Raw genomic sequence first — 18387 nt, forward strand, 5'->3', positions numbered from 1 at the left:
TAGTGCCGGGCGATCAGGGCACAAGGATCAGTGAGCCCTGGGTTTGACGGTCCTGGACCCTGCGATGGGCCTGTGCGGCCTCGCAGAGCGGCAACCGCGTCACCTGCGGCGGCCGGATCGCGCCGTCGGCCAACGCCAGCAGGACCCGGTCGGAGGCGGCGGCCAGATCATGGTCCTGGCCGATGTAGTGTTTCAAGGACGGTCGTGTCACATGCAATGAGCCCAAGTGGCCGAGCCGCGACAGATTGAAACCGGTCACGTCGCCGGAGGCGTTGCCAAACAGCACCAGGTGACCGCGCTGGCGCAGGCTGGCCAAAGACAGCTCCACGGTGGCGTTACCGACGGAGTCGAACACGATGTGAACACCCTTGCCCTCGGTCAATTCACGAATGAACGAGTGCGCCCCCGGTGCTTCGGCATCCAGAGCGGCGATGCAACCGGCGTTCAGCACCTGGCGCCTTTTTTCTTCGGTCGAAGCCAGGCCAATCACGCGCACGCCCCGTGCGACCAACCAACCCGTGGCAATACTGCCGACCCCGCCTGCCGCCGCGTGCCAGAGCACCCAGTCATCCGGTTTGAGCGGTACGCAGCGATGGGTCAGGTATTCGGCGGTCAGTCCCTTGAACATCAATGACGCGGCGAGTTCGCATGACACATCATCGGGCAGGCGGATCGCCCGTGCTGCCGGCAGCACCGCATGGCTGGCGTAACTTCCCGTCGAACTGTCGACGAACGCCACCCGGTCGCCGGGTTCGAAGCCATACACTTGCGGTCCACATTCGACGACCCGGCCCGCGCCTTCCATGCCAAGGCCCCGGGGGAAGAGCGAGCCGTCCTCCAGTACGCCAGAGCGACGATGCAGATCAATGAAGTTCACGCCCGCAGCTTCGATGGCGACGGTGATCTCTCCGGGGCCTGGGGCGCGCAGATCATATTCACGCGGTTCAAGGACTTCCGGTTCACCGGGGGCGGCGAAGACAATTCCGTATGTGCGAGTCATTGGTGCTCCTTAAAGTGAGCCGGTACGCAGGAAAATCCAGACCGCGACGGCGATCAGCATCAGTCCGAAGACTGCGTTCTGAAAGGCCAGTAGCCTGGGCCGTGCCCGGATCAGTTTCTGGACAGTCGAGCCCATCGATACCCAGATGACGTGAGAGAAAAAATTCAATGAGATCAGCGCGGCGCTGAGGATCAGCACGACGCTGCTGCTGGTGTCGCCGGTGGGCACAAACGTGGAGAACATCACCAGCAACATCACGATCCCTTGCACGTTGCCCAGTTGCACAACGATGCCGTCGCGAAATTGCAGGTGCAGGCTCTTGTCGTCGGGGGCTTTCAACGGACGGCGCAGCAGCCGCACCCCCAGCCACAGGATGTAGAAACTGCCGACCACTTGCAGCAGCCAGACCAGGGTCGGGTTGTTCATCAGCGTGTGATAAAGCCCCAGCCCCACCAGCACGGCGAGCAGGAAGTAGGTGATGTCGAGCCCGACGATAAACCGGACCGAACGGCGAACACCGCTCTGAGCGCCAGAGGTCGCCACCATCAGGTTGCCGGGGCCTGCACTCAGGGTCAGCGGCGCCATGGTGGACAGCCAGAGCAGCCAGTTGATGCTGAAAATGTCTTGCACGTTTTCTTCCTTAATCGCAGCGAGGACTGCACGCGGGCCAGTCTAATTCGCAGCTGCCGTTAAGGTTATGGCCAAGAATGCAAAGCGATTTTTCAGAATTGGGGGAAGGGTTACGGCCAGCGTGGTGCTGATGGCTTTGCGTTTGAGGCGTGGGATGGGCGGGTGTTTTTGAGGGTGTCGCCGCTAGGGGGCGGGTGAGCGGGTGGTGGTGTAGGAGCGAGCGGTGCGGCGATCCGACTTGCCCGCGAAGAACGATGACGCGGTGTGTCAGACACGACGCCTTCGCGAGCAAGCTTCGCTCCTACAGTGCCTGGCTGCTACCCAGGCTTGTGGTTGTCCAGTACGCGATTGAGCGCCAGCTCACCGATCAGGAGTGACCGATGCAGCACCAGCATCGTATGGCGTCGCGGGCCGTCTTCCATCTCGGCGAGGTCGTTGACCATTTTGCGGGACGATGACAGCGACTCGTAGGCCTCGACCAGCAACGTTTCGTCATCCACCGCTGCGTCGATGGTGAGGAAGGTGCCGGACCTGCGGGGCGGTATCTGCGTTTTCGTCGCCCCGGGGTTGAGGTAGAAATCGAGTGCGCGGTCGGCCGCCGCTTTCATTTTCTTGGGGTCAAGATCAAGAGAGGCGTCGTAGGGTACTGGACCGGTGTGCGGGGGGTTGGGCGTTACTTTGAACATAGATCTGATTCCTGAGTTGGGGCCGCTACCGCTCTCGACTAAAAGAGGGTGGCGGCTGTACGCAGGTTAGTCGACCGGTGGAATCAGCAAGCCCGGCGCGCCCAAGGGCGCCCTGCGCACAACCACCATCAAGTTCAGGCATAGAATGACCAGACTGAATGGCGCTTATGCACCTTACCGATAACCACCGGGCGACTAAACCCGACCACTGATGAGCAGTGGCAGGGAAACGATAAAGACCGGGGTCAAAGCGCACAAGCCGGCGAATTCTGGCGCACGCGTAGGTAACGACGCAAGGTGTTGTAGCCTCTTATGACGTAACACCGGGTGTCGTTAAACGCTTGTCGTTAAACATGTTTATGCGCATTAAAAGCTGGGCATTCTTGATCCGTTTTTGATGGGGTTGCCGCCTCCGTGGGGACGTTGCAGGCACAAAAAAGCCCGCACAAGGCGGGCTTTGGAATTTGAGTAGGTGGCCGGTGCTGGTCTCCGGCTTACGAGATTTATCAGGCCTCTCACAGCAAAGCGATGTGCTTCACTGCCTCACACGGCATAAGGGCTGGATCTCAGCGCGGAGATCTTTCTAACCGTGTACCCTTCGGAGCGCGCCCCACGCTTCCTCGCTATCCTCTTGCGCATCAGTCTGCGTCTTCACCTACTATTTCAGAATAGCCAAAAAGACCCAGGCCTGGGCCAGTGTTTTTAGATCGATTGTGCCCAAGCGAAAGCGCCGCAGGACGGAAAAACGCTATCGGCATTTGCGGTCTCCCTGACGATTCAACTAGTATACGATTCATATACACTTCGTATTGGATGGAATCTGTGGGAATCGTCAAAATTTCAGAAGACATGCACGAGAATCTGCGCGTCGCCAGCAATGCGCTGAGTCGCTCGATCAACGCCCAGGCCGAGCACTGGATGCGCATCGGCATGCTCGCCGAGTTGTACCCCGACCTGGATCACCACGACATCTGCCGCTTGCTGATTCGTGCCGAGCAGGCCGGTGGCCTCGATTTACAACAGGTGTGCGCACTCGCCGATGAGTCGCAAGCCAGCGCAGGAGCCGTGCAATGAACCGCGCAATCAAGACCGACGTGGTGATCAATACCCCGGCGCAAATCGTCCAAAGTGGCGTGGCCGCCAAACTGGCGGCAGAAGTGCTGGCGATGATCACGCCCCACGTCAAGGCCGGGGTCACGTTGAACGAGCTCGATCGGCTCTGTAACGACTACATCGTCAACGTGCAGAAAGCCGTTGCAGGCAATATCGGTTACCACGGCTTTCCGAAAACCGTGTGCATATCGGTCAACGAAGTGGTCTGTCACGGCATTCCGTCGGCCCAGGTGTTGAAGGACGGCGACATCGTCAACATCGATATCGCCGTGGTCAAGGACGGTTGGTTCGGCGACACCAGCCGCATGTACTTCGTCGGCGAACCAAGCCCGGAAGCGCGACGCCTGGTGCAGACCACCTATGAAGCGATGTGCGCCGGTATCCGCGTCGTCCGCCCCGGCGCAACGCTGGGCGATATTGGCCACGCGATCCAGAGCGTCGCCGAGCGCGACGGCTTCAGTGTGGTGCGCGAGTACTGCGGGCATGGCATCGGCAAGGTCTATCACGATGAGCCGCAGGTCCTGCATTACGGGTTTCCAGGCCAGGGCTTGAAGCTGAAGACCGGGATGATTTTCACCATCGAACCGATGCTCAACGCCGGCAAGCGCCACGTCAAAACCCTGGCCGATGGCTGGACGGTGGTGACCAAGGATTTGTCGTTGTCGGCGCAGTGGGAGCACATGGTGGCGGTCACTGACGACGGCTTCGAAGTGCTGACCTCCTGGCCGGATCAGGTTGAAGGCTATCCAGTCCCGTAAACCGATCCCCCTGTGGGAGCGGGCTTGCTCGCGAAGGGGCCGTGTCAGTCGACATCATCGTTAACTGACCCACCGCTTTCGCGAGCAAGCCCGCTCCCACAGGGAAAACGCAGTCAGGCTTGAGCCTTTACGCTGTGCTGCACACCCGGTTCCGTCCCGCGCCTTTCGCTTGGTACAACTGCTGATCGGCACGTCTGATCAGCGTCGAGGTGTTGCTGTCCGACAGCTCGGCCAGGCCGACGCCGATACTCACGGTGACCTGGCCGACCGTGGCAAAACGCGCCTCGGCAATCGCCGCGCGAATCTTCTCGGCGACGACGTCCGGGCTTTCCGGCTCTTCGATTTCCGGCAACAGCACGGCGAACTCCTCACCACCGTAGCGAGCAACGAAGTCGGTGGCGCGGGTGTTGTGCTGGATCAGCTTCGCCAGTTGTTCCAGTACTTCATCGCCGATGGCATGGCCATGGGTATCGTTGATGCGCTTGAAGTGGTCGACGTCGATGAACAGCAGCGCGAACGGACGTCCCGTGCGTTTGAACAGCAGGCTGCATTCGGCCAGCTTCTCATCGAATCGCCGGCGGTTGAACACACCGGTCAGCCCATCGTGGGTCGCCAGTTTCAGCAGGTCGGCATTGGCCCGGGTGAGGGCGGCCGTGCGCTGCGCGACCGTGGCTTCCAGCGAAGTATTGGCCTCCTGCAACTCGCGCTCCTTGCCGAGCAAGGACTGGGTCATGCCCTGGATGGACTGCACCAGTTGGTCGATTTCCCGCACGGAATGATGCACCGGGAAGGCGACATCGGGTTGCTGCTCACGTACCTGCCTGGCTGCCCGCGCCAGTTGCTCGATCGGGCGACTGAGGTGCAGCGCCAGGTAATACGCCACCAGGCCGAAAATCACCGCCGCCAACACTCCAAGCGCCAGCAGCTTGTAAAACAGCACCCGCGCAGGCTGAAGGGCGATATCCAGCGGTTGCCGCACCGCGATGTACCACGCCAGCCCTGCACTCGAAGGTGTTGGCACCGCGACCGCACTGGTCAAGTAACCGTGGCCCACCGACCAGCCCGGCGCGACGCCGGGGTTTTTCGCTGTCCCCGGCAGATTGGGCAGTTGCTCCCCGGCGAGCTGTTCGGGGTAGAGCACTTTGCCGTCGTGATCGACGATCAACGCCTCGATTTCCGGCGCCGTCCCTTTTTGCAACACGGCGGCATCCACAATCTTCGTCACCCAGCTCCAGTGAGCGTGGGCGCCCAGTACGCCGATCACCTGGCCTTGGGCATTGCGGATCGGCGCGGCGAAATCGATGAACCGCAACGGTTCGCCGCTGGCACTTCCCGGCAACAGCTTGGCGAGCAACACCGCTTCGTGGGGATCGCCGGTGTAGTCACCGCGCAGTCCGGCCTGAAACCACGGGCGCTCCTTCACCGATTGATTGACCAGCAGCCCGTTCACCGCTTGCCGCACACGCCCGTCGGCATCGGCCACGCCCATCCAGGCGTATTCGGCGCGGGACTGAGTGCGCAGTTCCATCGAGGTCAGGATGTCCGGATCGTCCAGGTTGCCACGCTTCAACAGCGGCGCTCGGCTCAGCAGTGACACTTCGAGCTGGCGTTCACGCAATTGCGCACCCAACAGCTCGGCCGCTGATTTGGCGGTGCTCAACAGCGCATTGCCGCTTGCCTGCTTCATCTGCTCGGTGGCGATGTGGCCGACGTAAAAGCCCACGCTCATTAATGTGAGCAGCGACAGACCGGCAAACCAGAGGGTCAGGTGGCTACGCAGGCTTGCTTTGAACATGGACGTGTCCGCCGTTTTTGGAATGGCGGCATGGTATGCGTAATGGCGGGTCTACTGCCAGTGCGCACAGGCGTCTGGATTTTCAACCGGTGAATGTCATAGGGTTGAGCGCTTAACAGGTGATTTTTTTGGAAGGCGAGTCGATGGAACGGTGTGAAGTAGCGGTTCTCGGTTTGGGCGCAATGGGCGCCGCCACGGCGTATCAACTGGCGAAATCCGGGGTCAAGGTGATCGGCGTCGATCGTTATCATCCCCCGCACACTCAAGGCTCAAGCCATGGGGATACGCGCATCACCCGGCTCTCGGTCGGCGAAGGTGCCGCTTACCTGCCCATCGTTCGCAACTCACACAGAATCTGGCGTGAACTCGAAGCGCTGTCGGGCGAGTCGCTGTTCGAACAGTGCGGCGTGCTGGTCATGACCTCCAACCCCGACTATGACGCGCAGGACGCCACGGACTTCACCCATCGCACCCTGCAACTCGCCCACACCAACGGCATCGCACATGAGCGGCTGTCGGCGACGCAGATCCGCCAGCGCTTCCCGCAGTTTTCCCCGGTGCTGGACAGCGCCATCGGCTACTTCGAGCCGGAGGGCGGTTTTGTCCGTCCGGAGCGCTGCATTGGCGTGCAGCTCAAACTTGCCGAAGCGCTGGGCGCGACTCTGTTCAAGGGTGAAACCGTCACGCACATCACCTCGGACGAGCAGGGCGTCACCGTCACCACCGACCAGCGTACGATCCTCGCCGACAAGGTGGTAATCAGTGCCGGGATGTGGTCTCGGGACTTGTTGGGTCAGCCTTTCGACCGCTTGCTGCGGGTGTGCCGGCAGAAGCTGTTCTGGTTCGAACTGGAAGAAAACGCGCGGTTTGCCCCGGTCTCGCCGACGTTCATCCTGCACCACGGGCCAAGTGATGAAGACATGCACTACGGCTTTCCGCCGTTGCCCGGCGAAGGCAGCCTGAAAGTCGCCACTGAGCAATACAGCGAGACGTCTTCGCCAGACACCCTGGACCGGACCGTCAGCGACGCCGAAGCGCATGAGATGTTCGACACCCAGGTGCGCGGCAAGATCGCCGGCGTCACTTCCCGTGTAGCCAAGTCTTCGGTGTGTGCCTACACCGTTACGCCGGATGGGGATTTCATCATCGATGAGCATCCGCATCTGAAAAATGCACTGGTGGTGTCCGCCTGTTCCGGTCACGGGTTCAAGCATTCCGCCGCGTTGGGCGAAGCACTGGCGCAGTGGTGCGTGCGGGGCAGCAGTGATCTTGATCTGTCGGCGTTTTCGTTGAAGCGCTTTGATGGGCAGGGTTGAAGCGCCTGTCAGCGCAAAACCTACGGGCAAAAAAATGCCGCCGGTTAAGGCAGCAATAAAAAAAGCACGCGTTGTATGACCTGAGTATTGACGGCGTCAGGTTACAGAATGATGACGCTTAATAGACTTGCGGCACGATGAGTTCCGGCGGCGTCGGGCTGCGGGAATAATCTTCCTGGCGCACGCGCTGGGGCAGCTCGATTGTCGGATGTTCCACCTCTTCATAGGGCATTTGCCCGAGCAGGTGGTTGATGCAATTGAGGCGGGCCTTCTTCTTGTCGTCGGCTTGCACCACCCACCATGGCGCCTCGGCGATGTGGGTGCGCTCGAGCATGATTTCCTTGGCCTTGGTATAGGCTTCCCAGCGCCGACGGGACTCCAGGTCCATGGGGCTGAGTTTCCATTGCTTGAGCGGGTCATGGATGCGACTGAGAAAGCGCAGGTGCTGTTCCTGGTCGGAAATCGAGAACCAGTATTTGATCAGTTGAATGCCGGAACGGGCGAGCATCCGTTCGAACTCCGGCACGGTACGGAAGAACTCTTCGTACTGATCCGCGTTGCAAAAACCCATGACTTGCTCGACCCCGGCGCGGTTGTACCAGCTGCGGTCGAACAGCACGATTTCCCCTGCCGCCGGCAGGTGCGAAACGTAGCGCTGGAAATACCATTGGGTGCGTTCGCGGTCATTCGGTGCGGGCAGGGCGGCGACCCGGCAAACCCGAGGATTGAGGCGCTGGGTAATGCGCTTGATCACGCCACCCTTGCCAGCGGCATCGCGTCCTTCGAACAGGATCACCACTTTGGCGCCGGTCTTGACCACCCAGCTTTGCAGCTTCACCAGTTCGCCTTGCAGGCGGAACAGCTCGCTGAAATAGCGTCGTCTCTCTTCCTTCTCGCTGCCGTCGTCCATGTGTCCGTCGAACATCGCATCGAGGTCGTGGCCGTCCTCCAGCAGCTCCAGCTCCAGCTCTTCGTCGTTGTGGTCGAGCAGCTCGCGATGGATCCGCTGCATCAGGGTGTCGTTATTTAAAAGCATGGCGGGTGGCTCCCGTGGAAGGTGGCACTGACGATGGTATTCCGGGAGATATGACGAAGTGGTGACGAAAAGGCTGTAGGACATGAGGTAGGGCGGTGTCATCTTCGTGTCACCTAAGCCATGGCAAGATCTTCGCAAACCGTCTTGAAGGCCCCGACTGTGGGCGAATGAACCTGCCAGGAATCCCTACCATGAAAGGAGACGCCTCTCTGTTTGCGGCCATTGACCTGGGGTCCAATGCGTTTCGCATGATGATTGGCCAGTCGGTCAAACGGAACCAGCAGTTCGTCATCCAGGAAGTGAAAACCCTGCGCGAGCCGGTGCGTCTGGCCGAGGGATTCCAGGGCGGGGCGCTGGATGAGTTGGCGTTGGACCGGGGCTGGCAGGCGCTCGCACGCTTTGGCAAGAAATTGCGCGGTTTTGAATCGTGCCGCGTCAGGGCCGTGGCCACCAGCGCGGTGCGCGAAGCCGAGAATGCGCAACTGTTCCTGGCCAGCGCCGAGCGTCACTTGGGGTTTCGCATCGATGTCATCTCCGGGCAGGAAGAGGCGCATCTGGTTTACGCCGGTGTGGCTCACACGTTGCCGGGTGTCGAGAGTCAGCGCCTGGTGGTGGACATTGGTGGCGGCTCTACCGAGTTGATTCTGGGGCGTGGCACTCAGCCGCTGGTGACCGAGAGCATTGCCATCGGCAGCGGCACGTTCGGTTCACGCTACTTTCACGGCGGTCGCATCACCGCCCAGGCGTTGCTTGAGGCTGAACGTGTGGCTTCGCTGCAGTTTGAAAAAGTCGCCCGACGTTATCGCGCGCTGGGCTGGCAGCAGACCATCGGCTCTTCCGGCACCGCGCGGATGCTGGCCAAAGTGCTCAAGGCCAACGGCCTGAACGACGACGGCCAAAGCGGCATCACCTATGGCGGGCTGTTGCGCCTGTCGCTGCGGCTGCTTGAAGTAGGGCACGTCAAACAACTCAAACTGGCCGGGTTACAGACCCATCGGCTGAGTATTTTGCCCGGTGGCCTGGTGGTGATGCTGGCCGCGTTCAAGGTGTTTGGCATCTCGCACATGACGCCGTCCGAACCGGGTTTACGCTTTGGCGTGATGCATGGGTTGATGAGCCAGCACTGAAGGTTCGTCCATTGCCGCCCTAAGCTGGCGGTACGCGGCGACCAGTTGATCCAGGGTGAATGCCAGATTTCGCCCGCTCGGATTGGGCAGGATCCACACCGCCGCACCGCCAAACGTCTTTGGCTGAAGCCCCCAGGCAATTGTTCGTTGCCCGGATAGCGCGCAGTACGCCGCTTTGCCGAGAAATGCCACGAAGCGTGGCGCATGACGGGTGATCTTCTGTTCGAAGTCTGCGGCGGCCGCTGCGAATTCATGTTGCGACAGCTGATCCGCCCGTGCCGTGGGCCGGTCAACCACAGCGGTTAACCCACACTGGTATTGCAAGAGCGTCCGGTCGTCTTCCGGGCGCACTTCTTTTGGCGTGAAACCCGCCAGATGCAGCGTGCGCCAGAAACGATTGCCTCGGCCGGCAAAATGATGCCCCTGCGCGGCGGCCAGCATTCCCGGATTGATGCCGCAAAAGATCACGGCCAGTTGCTCGGCCAGAATGTCTTCGAGTCCCACCTTAAAAGTCCCTCATCCGCAGATGACGCTGACCGCATTGCGTGCCAGTTCCGTCAGTTCATCCCGGGATTTGCCTGCCCGTGCGCGGATGGAAATGCTGTGCAGCAGGGAGGAAGCGAGGACGGCGAGAGCGGCCGGGTCTGCGCCTTCTTTCAATTCGCCGGCGCTGACGGCGGTTTGCAGGCGGATTTCGAGATCGGCATCCAGCCGGCTCAGCCGATCGGAAAGCACGTCGCGAATTTCCTGGTCCTCCACGGCTTCGGTGGTCGCCGTGCCAATCGCAAAGCAGCCCCGGGGTTGGCCCTCGCCTGAGAAGTAGATCGACAACTGCCCTTCATAAAAACGCATCAACGCCTCGCTCAAGGTCAGCGTGCTGTCCGTCAGCGCCTCGTGCATGGCCGCCGCCGCAAATTCCCAATATTGCTCCAGGGCCTTGATGTACAGCGCGTGTTTGTCGCCGAACGCCGCATAGAGGCTGGGGCGATTCATGCCGGCGGCGGTGGCGATGCTGTCCAGCGACGCACCGGAATAACCGGTGTTCCAGAACACACCAAGCGCTTGCTGCAAGGCTGTTTGCGGGTCATAGGCGCGAGGGCGACCGCGTCCTTTTCCTTCTGTGATCTTTTTTTGTGCCATGTCGTACAAAACTCTTGATGGAAGGTGGGTACGTCTATATTCTTACATCATCGCACAAAATTAAGGAACCAAAAATTCCTTGGCTTCAGGTTTGTTGTAGCGGAGCTCGAACTGGGTGTTGCGGCGACGAAACAGGTGCGGTGGAGCGATCCTCCAGACCGCACGCGGAATGGCTGTTTTTTATGGGTGCTATCCCCAATTCCCCCGGTTATAGGTGCATTCGATCATGACTAAACAGTTCGACATCTCAGCAACACAAGCCACCGAGCATCCAGGCCCGGACCTGCCCCTCAAGAAGCCCCTCAGGGAGAAACTGCGGCCGTTTCTGATGATAGGTTTTCCGGTGCTTTTCGCCGCCGTCGGCTATGCGCATTACGTGGCCGACGAACCTTTCGTCACCACCGACAACGCCTACGCCCGGGTGGCGAAAGCCTCGATTAATGCGCGCATTTCCGGGCAAGTCGTGGAAATCGCAGTCGAGGACAACCAGCCGGTTCACAAAGGCCAGGTGTTGTTTCGCATCGACCCGAAACCGTTGCAGATCGCGGTTGACCGCGCCCAGGCTCAACTGAGCGTCGCCCGGCTACGTATCGATGGCCTCAAGGCCAGCTACCGCCAGCAGCAGGCTGAATTGCAATCGGCCAAAGAGTCCGCCGGTTTCGACCAAAAGGAATTTGCCCGCAAGAAGGCGCTGGTGGCGACCGAGTTCGTTTCCAAGGCCATTTATGAGCGCGCAGACACCGACCTCAAGGTGTCCCGCCAGCGAATCGCGTCGATCGAACAACAGATCGCCAGCACCGTAGTTGCTTTGAACGGCGACCCCAACATCGACGCCGACAACCACCCGACGGTGCATGAGGCCAAGGCCCAGCTCGACGAAGCTCAGCTCTACCTGTCGTACGCCACGGTGTATGCGCCGGACGATGGCATCGTCGCCAAGGTCGATGATTTGCAGGTGGGCAACTACGTCAACAACGGCGCGCCAGCCTTTGCGCTGCTGTCCGGTCGTGAGGTGTGGATCGAAGCCAACTTCCGTGAAACCGACGTCACCCATATGCGTCCCGGCCAGAAAGCCACGATCAGCATCGACACTTATCCCGATCACGTTTTCAAAGCCCACGTCACCAGCATGAGCCCGGGTGCCGGCGCGGACTTCGCCCTGTTGCCGCCAGAAAATGCCACCGGCAACTGGGTCAAGGTCGTGCAGCGGGTGCCGGTTCGTCTTGAGCTCGATGAAGCCGATCCAGCGCTGCCGCTGTTCTCCGGGACCAGCGCCACGGTCAAGGTTGATACCGGGTTTCGCTCGCCGTGGTGGCGTCCACTGAAATCGTTGCTGACGGCGGGTAACTTCTGATGAAAACGACGCGGACATTACGGTTCGCCGCGCTGCTCGCGACCTACATGCAGTCGGCGAACCTGCCATTACCCAATGCGGTACTGCGCTTGATTCAGGGCAGCTTGTCGATGACTGACGACCAGGCAGGCTGGATATTCACTTCGTACCTCGCTGCGAGCGCAATCACTTTGCCGATCGCCCAGTGGCTCGCCGGGCGTTATGGCTTGAAGCGGGTTTACCTGGTCGCGCTGGGTTGCTTCGTCCTCGGTCTGCTGCTGGTGACCCAGGCGACCACCTCGCTGGAATTCATCGGCGCGCGAATTGTTCAAGGGCTGGCGAGTGGCGTATTGGCGCCGCTGTCGATGGCGATTGCCATGGAGACGTTGCCACTGCCCAAGCGTGCGAAATTCGGTGCGACGTGGACCGCCATCGTGCTGCTGGGCATCGTCAGCGGCCCAAGCATCGGTGGCTGGATCGGCGAGCATTTCGGCTGGCGTCCGATCTTCTACATGAGCCTGCCGTTGTCGGCGTTTATCTTCCTGGTGATGGCGCTGTTGCTCACAGAGAAGAGGGCCGAGAAGCGCCCGACGTTCGACTTTTTCGGCTTCGGCACCTTCACGTTGGGGTTGATCAGTTTGCAGATGTTGCTCGATCGCGGTGAACGCCTGGACTGGTTCGCCTCGACCGAAATCTGGGTGGAGGCGCTGGGATCTGCGTTGGGGTTCTACCTGTTCCTTGTGCATGTGTTCACCGCCAAGGTGCATTTCCTCAACAAGCGTTTGTTCGACGACCGCAACTTCGTGTTGTCGACCGTGATCTTTTTCGCCGTCGGTTTCGTGCTGTTGTCGACCATGGCCCTGACCTCGCCGATGCTCGACGAGATTCTCGGCTACCCGCCTGACACCACCGGTTCCCTGACGATCCCGCGTGGCATCGGCCTGGTCGGCGCGTTCCTGCTGATGGGCCGGGTTCCGGAGCGTTTCGACCGTCGACTGTTCGTTGCGGCGGGGGTGGCCCTGGTGATTTATGCCAACTGGATGATGCTTGGCTATTCGCCGTTGATGGACTGGACACCGGTGGCAGTTGCCGGCGCCGTTCAGGGAATTGGCATCGGCATCCTGATGCCAGCGCTGACCAAGGTGGCGTTCAGCACCCTCGACCCGGCGCTGCGCCCCGAAGGCACCGGTCTGTTCAACCTGTCACGGGTCTACGGCAGCACCTTGGGCGTGGCGATTGTGCAGCTGTTTTTCTTCAACAACACCCAGGCGATGCACTTGGCGCTGGTCAGCAACATAACGCCGTATCGCGCGCAAATGCCGTCCTTACAGGCGCTGGCGGGCCTCAATGAAATGATCACCGGGCAGGCGGCTTTTATCGCGGTGGTCGACCAATTCAAGATTTTGATGGTGGCGATGCTGGTGGTGAGCCCACTGGTTGTCTTCCTTCGCAAACCCGTTCCGACCAACTAATTTGTCGTGGAGTGTGCCCAATGAAATCCCCTGCGCTTTTCATCAACAGACATCAGCTCCCGAGAGTGGTCGGTGCGATGTCGTTCATGGTGTTCCTGTCCGCCTGCACCGTCGGCCCGGACTTTCAAACGCCAGCGGCCAGCGAGTCGCAGCACTATGACCAACAGGCCGAACAGCAACTCGCTCAACACATCGGCTATGGAAAGAAGATCAACGGTGATTGGTGGACCGCTTTTCGTTCGCCGAAGCTCGACGCGCTGGTGCGCCGGGCCATCGATGGCAACCTTGAACTGGTTGCGGCGGACGCCACCATTCGGCAAGCCGCATCCTCGGTTGCGGCGGCGGAAGGGGCACTGTATCCGCAAGTGGATTTTGGTGCGCAGGCGGGTCGTCAACGCACCCATAACGGGCCCGAGCCAACCGTCTCCAACTTCTATGCAATCGGGCCGCGAGTCGGTTTTGACTTGGATGCATTCGGTGGCAACAAGCGTCTGGTCGAACAACAGCAAGCGTTTACGCAGCTGCAAAAACATCGCTACGAAGCGGCGTACCTGACCCTGACCGGCGATGTCGCCAGCCAGGCGCTGTTGCTGGCGTCCGCCAACGCGCAGATGCAAGCCGTCGAAAAGTTGCTCGCCAATGACAGCAAAAACCTCGAACTGGTGCGAGCGGCCCACGCCAATGGCGCCACCACCCAGATTGACGTGTCACTCGCCGAGACGCGGCTAGCCCAGGACCGCACGCTGTTGCCGCCCCTCGCGCAGCAGCGGGATTCGGCGCGTCATGCGCTGTCGATCCTGACGGGCAAAGGCCCGGCGGACTGGATCGCGCCCGAGTTTGAGCTGGCCGAATTTGCCTTGCCGTCCAACGTACCGGTCAGTCTGCCTTCGGAAATGGCCCGCAACCGGCCGGATATCCTGCAAGCCGAGGCCGAGCTGCACATGGCCAGCGCGGCGGTGGGTGTCGCGACGGCCAATCTCTATCCCCGTGTCGAGCTGTCGGCCCCACTGGCGCAAGCGGCGTCCGGCAATGGCGGCGCGGCGCTGTGGGGTTTTGCGGCGGGGCTGACGGCGCCGATTTTCAATGGCGGCACCCTCAAGGCTGAACGCCAGGCTGCTGTCGATGGTTACCAGGCGTCTCTCGCCGGCTACCAGCAGACCGTTATCCAGTCGTTCGGCCAGGTCGCGGACACCTTGCAAGCGATCAACCACGACGCCGAACAAAACCTCGCCCAGGAAGACGCACTGCGCGCCGCCGACACGAGTTTTCGCTTGAACCAGCAAGCCTACGCTCAAGGCGAAAACAGCATCCTGCAAGTGCTGGAAGCGGAACGTGCCTATGAACAGGCATTGCTCGGGCAAATCCGGGTGAAGACGGCGCAATACCTCGACACCGTGCGGTTGTACGTGGCGCTCGGCGGCAATTCCGTCGGTGTGTTCGAGCAGAAAGTCGCGTCTCGCGAAGCAACCAAACATTCGTATCAATAACGGCTGCGGCCCCAAGTTGTGGAGTAAAGACATGTCATATGAAGCGTTTCACGATGAACTTCGCGATACCCGATTCCCGCTGAATAACGGCTCGGTTGAAATGCCGGCGGTAGGGTTTGGCACGCTGTTTCGCGATCTCAGCGTCACCACCCAAGCGGTCAAGCATGCGCTGGACGCCGGGTTTCGCCATTTCGATTGCGCCGAGCGTTATCGCAATGAAGAGCAGGTCGGCGTCGCTTTGAAAGACGTGCTGGAGGCGGGCACGATCCGCCGCGAGGATTTGTTCATCACCACGAAACTGTGGAACACCAACCACCGTCCCGAGCGCGTCGAACCTGCTTTTGAAGCCAGTTGCCGGCGCCTGCAAGTCGACTACATTGATTGCTACCTGATCCATACGCCGTTCGCCTTTCAGCCTGGCGATAACCAGGACCCGAGGGATGCATTCGGGCATGTGATCTACGACTCAGGCGTGACGCTGATCGAGACGTGGGGGGCGCTTGAACGCCTGGTGGATGCAGGACGGTGCAGGTCCATCGGTTTGTCCGATATCACGTTGGAAGCGTTGAAAGAGATCGTGGCGGTGGCCCGGATCAAGCCTGCCGTGGTGCAGGTTGAGTCCCACCCATACCTGCCGGAATGGGAACTGCTGGAGTTTTGTCAGCAGCACGGCATCATCGTCCTGGCGTTTGCGCCGCTGGGCCATGGCATGGAGCCGAACGTTCTGGAAGACACGGTGATCACTGGCATCGCCAAGCGCCTGCAAAAGACCCCGGCGCAAGTGGCGTTGGCCTGGGCGGTGCAGCGCGGCGTGGCGTTCCTGACCACATCGGCCACGCCGAGCCACATCCAGGAAAACATCGATATCGAGACCTTGCCGCAAAGGGCCATGCGTGAGATCAAGGAAGACATTACCACCCGGGTGCGCTTCAATTCGGTGGTGGAGACTGGTGTGCCTGGATTTATTCCGCGCAAAAAAACTGAGTAGAGATAGTCAGCCAGGCGCAGAACCTGTGGGAGCGGGCTTGCTCGCGAATGCGGCGTACCAGTCGACAAGATGTTGCCTGACACACCGTCTTCGCGAGCAAGCCCGTTCCCACAATAAATCACCCCACTTTTTGGCCATACCGTTGAGGCGAAACGATGGACGTTTTCCAAACCATGCGGGTCTTTGTCGCCGTTGCGCAAAGCGGCAGCTTCACCGCGGCAGCCGACCTGCTGGACACCACCACCACCAACGTATCCAAAGCGGTGTCCAGCCTGGAAGCCCGGCTGCACACACGCCTGATCAACCGCACCACTCGACGCCTCGCCCTGACCGAAGCTGGCCAACGTTACTTGCAGCGCTGCGAGAAGATTCTGGATGAGGTACGGGAGGCCGACGAAGAGGCGGGCACCGCTCAGGTCATGCCGGTGGGGCGGCTGAAGATTCATGCGATGGCCGCCATCGGCAATCATTACGTGATCGATGCCATCGCCAAATACCGAGAGACCCATCCCTCAGTCATGTTCGATCTGACCCTGACCAATCGCCTGCCGGATTTGCTGGAGGAGGGCTATGACATGTCGATTGTCCTGGCGCGGGATCTGCCCGATTCAGGTTTCGTCGCGCAGCGGCTCGGCATCACCTACAGCATTCTGTGCGCATCGCCCGCGTACCTGAAGAAGCGCGGAACCCCCGAGTTACCGGATGCGTTGTCTTCACATGATTGCTTGCGGATTGTGAACACGGTAATGCCGGTTGAAAACTGGGCATTCGAGGGACCGGAAGGCGGGGTAACGGTGACGATTCCCGAGTCGCCCATTCACGTCAACACGGCGGACGCCATGACGGTGGCCATACTCAGCGGGATGGGAATCGGGATTCAGCCGATTGCCTCGGCGGTCGATGGCTTGCGGGCCGGCAAGTTGGTGCGCGTGCTGCCGGACTACCATCTGGAAGAGTTAAATCTGTTTGCGATCTACCCGTCACGCAAGTTCGTGGACGCGAAGATAAGGACATGGGTGGAGTTTCTTAAAGACTACATTCCGGGCATGTTGGCCGCAGATGCAAAAGTCGTCGGGTCATCAAACAAGTAATCGTCGCTGGCGCCGCAGGTATGGAGTGTCGACCCTCCATCGTCTGCACCGGGCTCAACCGTTCGAACAGCCAGTACCCATCACGGAATACTGCAGGATGTGCCGTTCACCTTTCGAGTCTTCATAAGTCATCTGGGTCGGCACCGGGCCACATTGATCGGCGGTATCCGAAATCGAAATGACTTTTTGAATGTCGAGTTTCATGCCGTAGCTATAACTCTCGACCGGCGTGGTGCTGGTCGCGTCGTCTGCAAAGGCAGGTGCGCCGATACCGATAAGGGCCAGAAAAATTGCTGCACTTGAAAGTTTCATGATGTTCACCGTCTCATCCAAGGGTTAGTTGTTTTACCTCGGCGAACTGTTTGCTCACCGGGTAGAGACGATGCTAGGTGTTTGACCTTCCCCCAAACAGCGGGCCACTGGACAAACACTGTTGCCGGATTCCGCATGAATTGAGCCGTTACGCCGCCTCCAACTGACCGAGCAACCACTCACTGAAACTCCGCGCATTGCTTTCACTGTCGCGATGGGTCAGCAACGCCCAGTTCGGACCACGAATGGTTTGCTCCACCAAGGGCTGCAACAACCCACTAGCGCGGGCCTGACAACTCAACAGTTCGCTGACCAACGCGATGCCCAGTCCCGCACACGCCGCGTCGAGCAACAGGCCAGGATCGGAGAAATTCAGCCCCTGATCCTGCTGGCCGACATCGATACCGGCCTCCACCGCCCAGTGACTCCAATCCATTTCCCGTTCGCCGTGCAGGGTGGTGCGTCGTTCCTGCGGCAACGCCAACACGCTCGGGTGACAGGCCGGGTAGAGGCGGTCGGCGTGCAGCACTTTGAAGCTGCATTCGGCCTGGGAGCTGATGTCATCGCGCACCGCGACGTCGATGGTCTGGGTGGTCATGTCCGGTACTTCATCGGTGCTATAGATCCACAGATCCACCTCCGGGTGCTGTCCGCGAAAATCCCCCAGGCGCGGCAGCAACCAGTGTCGGGCGAACGCCGGCGTGGTGTTGAGCACCAGTTGATTGGGTTTCTGGTACTGCCCGAGACGGCGAATGCCGACGGCCAATTGTTGCAGCAATGCCTGGGTGGTGCTGAGCAGGTCTTGGCCGGCATCGGTCAGGCTGACGCTGCGGCCACTGCGGAAAAACAGCGGTTGCTCAAGGTACGCCTCAAGGCTGCGAATCTGCTGGCTGATCGCCGATTGGGTCAGGTGCAGCTCGGCGGCAGCCTTGTGAAAACTGCCCAGTCGCGCGGCGGCTTCAAAGCCGCGAAGGGTGCTGAGCGGAGGCCAGTGCTTGAGCATATTGATAAGTTCCTCTAATCAGTTTTCCACTAAATCCATCGTTTGTTCCCCCGATTTTACAGCCGTAGCATGCATGCCAAGCCCATCGAGGCAGTTTTCA

At 60.3% G+C, this 18387-nt stretch carries 18 protein-coding genes; 9 read left to right on the top strand and 9 right to left on the bottom strand.

Annotated features, from left to right (window positions below; all coding sequences use genetic code 11):
* Positions 1-13: 13 nt before the first annotated feature.
* The 3 genes from ACIQY3_RS01485 to ACIQY3_RS01495 all read right to left on the bottom strand — a co-directional run bounded on the left by ACIQY3_RS01485 (position 14) and on the right by ACIQY3_RS01495 (position 2316).
* Positions 14-1000, bottom strand: coding sequence for a quinone oxidoreductase family protein (locus ACIQY3_RS01485; RefSeq protein WP_403016544.1), 987 nt, complete (start codon positions 998-1000; stop codon positions 14-16).
* A gap of 9 nt (positions 1001-1009) precedes the next feature.
* Complete coding sequence (locus ACIQY3_RS01490; protein WP_403016546.1) at positions 1010-1630, bottom strand: LysE family translocator; 621 nt, start codon at positions 1628-1630, stop codon at positions 1010-1012.
* A 317-nt stretch (positions 1631-1947) separates the two neighbouring features.
* Positions 1948-2316: a DUF6124 family protein gene (locus ACIQY3_RS01495; protein ID WP_403016548.1), complete on the bottom strand. Its 369-nt coding sequence runs from the start codon at positions 2314-2316 to the stop codon at positions 1948-1950.
* An 822-nt stretch (positions 2317-3138) separates the two neighbouring features.
* Between ACIQY3_RS01495 and ACIQY3_RS01500 the strand changes: the two genes are divergently transcribed.
* Positions 3139-3390: a ParD-like family protein gene (locus ACIQY3_RS01500; protein ID WP_403016550.1), complete on the top strand. Its 252-nt coding sequence runs from the start codon at positions 3139-3141 to the stop codon at positions 3388-3390.
* Positions 3387-4187, top strand: a complete 801-nt coding sequence (gene map / locus ACIQY3_RS01505; RefSeq protein WP_403016552.1) for a type I methionyl aminopeptidase — start codon at positions 3387-3389, stop codon at positions 4185-4187. Before ACIQY3_RS01500 ends, map begins: the two co-directional genes overlap by 4 nt.
* Positions 4188-4314: 127 nt before the next feature.
* Here the strand turns inward: map and ACIQY3_RS01510 are convergent, their stop codons facing one another.
* Entirely contained in the window at positions 4315-5982 is a 1668-nt protein-coding gene (locus tag ACIQY3_RS01510; protein ID WP_403016554.1) for a diguanylate cyclase, read from the bottom strand.
* 143 nt (positions 5983-6125) lie between these two features.
* Between ACIQY3_RS01510 and solA the strand changes: the two genes are divergently transcribed.
* On the top strand, positions 6126-7298 hold the full coding sequence (solA, locus tag ACIQY3_RS01515) for an N-methyl-L-tryptophan oxidase (protein ID WP_403016556.1): 1173 nt from the start codon (positions 6126-6128) through the stop codon (positions 7296-7298).
* 118 nt (positions 7299-7416) lie between these two features.
* Here the strand turns inward: solA and ppk2 are convergent, their stop codons facing one another.
* Complete coding sequence (ppk2, locus tag ACIQY3_RS01520) at positions 7417-8310, bottom strand: polyphosphate kinase 2 (protein WP_403017624.1); 894 nt, start codon at positions 8308-8310, stop codon at positions 7417-7419.
* Positions 8311-8525: 215 nt separating this feature from the next.
* On the opposite strand from ppk2, the gene ACIQY3_RS01525 reads away from it, so the two are divergent.
* Entirely contained in the window at positions 8526-9461 is a 936-nt protein-coding gene (locus tag ACIQY3_RS01525; RefSeq protein WP_403016558.1) for a Ppx/GppA family phosphatase, read from the top strand.
* Here ACIQY3_RS01525 and mug read toward each other — a convergent pair.
* Both mug and ACIQY3_RS01535 read right to left on the bottom strand, forming a co-directional pair.
* Positions 9420-9965, bottom strand: coding sequence for a G/U mismatch-specific DNA glycosylase (mug, locus tag ACIQY3_RS01530; RefSeq protein WP_403016560.1), 546 nt, complete (start codon positions 9963-9965; stop codon positions 9420-9422). The genes ACIQY3_RS01525 and mug overlap by 42 nt on opposite strands.
* A gap of 12 nt (positions 9966-9977) precedes the next feature.
* On the bottom strand, positions 9978-10601 hold the full coding sequence (locus ACIQY3_RS01535) for a TetR/AcrR family transcriptional regulator (RefSeq protein ID WP_403016562.1): 624 nt from the start codon (positions 10599-10601) through the stop codon (positions 9978-9980).
* A 226-nt stretch (positions 10602-10827) separates the two neighbouring features.
* Here ACIQY3_RS01535 and ACIQY3_RS01540 point away from each other — a divergent pair, with 226 nt between their 5' ends.
* The 5 genes from ACIQY3_RS01540 (at position 10828) to ACIQY3_RS01560 (ending at position 16972) form a co-directional block, all read left to right on the top strand.
* Positions 10828-11955, top strand: a complete 1128-nt coding sequence (locus tag ACIQY3_RS01540; protein WP_403016564.1) for an HlyD family secretion protein — start codon at positions 10828-10830, stop codon at positions 11953-11955.
* A complete protein-coding gene (locus tag ACIQY3_RS01545; RefSeq protein ID WP_403016566.1) occupies positions 11955-13406 on the top strand; it encodes a DHA2 family efflux MFS transporter permease subunit in 1452 nt (483 codons plus the stop codon). The genes ACIQY3_RS01540 and ACIQY3_RS01545 overlap by 1 nt, the downstream gene beginning before the upstream one ends.
* Positions 13407-13426: 20 nt before the next feature.
* A complete protein-coding gene (locus tag ACIQY3_RS01550) occupies positions 13427-14893 on the top strand; it encodes an efflux transporter outer membrane subunit (RefSeq protein ID WP_403016569.1) in 1467 nt (488 codons plus the stop codon).
* A gap of 31 nt (positions 14894-14924) precedes the next feature.
* Positions 14925-15881, top strand: a complete 957-nt coding sequence (locus ACIQY3_RS01555; protein ID WP_403016571.1) for an aldo/keto reductase — start codon at positions 14925-14927, stop codon at positions 15879-15881.
* Between the two features lie 155 nt (positions 15882-16036).
* Positions 16037-16972 carry a LysR family transcriptional regulator gene (locus ACIQY3_RS01560; protein WP_403016573.1) on the top strand — a complete coding sequence of 312 codons (936 nt, stop codon included), beginning with the start codon at positions 16037-16039 and terminating at the stop codon, positions 16970-16972.
* Positions 16973-17026: 54 nt separating this feature from the next.
* Here the strand turns inward: ACIQY3_RS01560 and ACIQY3_RS01565 are convergent, their stop codons facing one another.
* Positions 17027-17284 (bottom strand): DUF2790 domain-containing protein, encoded by a 258-nt coding sequence (locus ACIQY3_RS01565; RefSeq protein ID WP_403016576.1) that lies wholly within the window; start codon positions 17282-17284, stop codon positions 17027-17029.
* Positions 17285-17432: 148 nt separating this feature from the next.
* On the bottom strand, positions 17433-18287 hold the full coding sequence (locus ACIQY3_RS01570) for a LysR family transcriptional regulator (RefSeq protein WP_403016578.1): 855 nt from the start codon (positions 18285-18287) through the stop codon (positions 17433-17435).
* Positions 18288-18387 lie beyond the last annotated feature (100 nt).

This window comes from Pseudomonas sp. NPDC096950 (assembly GCF_044762525.1).
GTDB lineage: Bacteria > Pseudomonadota > Gammaproteobacteria > Pseudomonadales > Pseudomonadaceae > Aquipseudomonas.